1 protein-coding gene is annotated in these 711 nt (G+C 59.4%); it reads right to left on the bottom strand.

Annotated features, from left to right (window positions below):
- Positions 1–692, bottom strand: a 692-nt coding sequence (locus tag LPW29_RS15255) for an ISAs1 family transposase (protein ID WP_238628722.1), incomplete at its 3' end; no start/stop codon positions are given.
- Positions 693–711 lie beyond the last annotated feature (19 nt).

Here is a 711-nt window from a genome sequence, read left to right as displayed (position 1 = left end):
CTCACCGTCGCCTGGCGTGACTCGACGCGACCATGGCCGCTGTCAACGTGGGTCTCGCCGGCTTCTGCTGTCTCCATCATGAACTGAACGTCGTCGAGCAAAGCCCTCTGGTTTTCTTTGACCGCTAGGGCATAGTGCCCGCCTTCATCCGTAATCTGCTGAGACAGGGCGCGCTGGCAGTGCATGGCATCGGCGGTCACCGTCACGCCAGAAAGGGACAGAAGCTTCAGCAGCTCTGGTACCGCCGTGATCTCGTTGGATTTTTCATCGACGGCGCGTTGGCCCAGCACGAGGCGCTGGTCAGCCGCCCACAGGCTGACCAGGTGGAGAGGTGATTGGGCAGCTGCGCGGTCATAGGAGCGCCGCAGCGTCTTGCCGTCGACGGCAACAACACCTTCAACTTGCTCGGCAAAGCGAGACATGAAGGTGAGGAAACTATCGTGGAAGGCATCAGGATCCAGATGGCGGAAAACCCGGCTGAAGGTGTCGTGGCTGGGGATGCCATGGGGCAGCGTCAGGAAGCGACGTAGGAAAGGTTCTTTCGACTGCCCGAACAACGCCATGTCTGAGCAGTCCTCTGCTCCGCAGAGCACGGCACACAAAGCAATGAACAAGATTTCATCGAGCTCGTGGCGGGCATTGCGGCCCCTTGGATCGGGCAGATCGGAAAAACAATTGGTCACGGACGCCATATCTCTCCCTGGTAACAAA

The sequence above is a fragment of the Ectothiorhodospira sp. 9100 genome (assembly GCF_022227565.1).
GTDB classification, from domain to species: Bacteria; Pseudomonadota; Gammaproteobacteria; order Ectothiorhodospirales; family Ectothiorhodospiraceae; genus Ectothiorhodospira; species Ectothiorhodospira marina.
The sequence above is the reverse complement of the archived record's forward strand: the minus strand, read 5'-3'. Positions and strand labels throughout refer to the sequence as shown.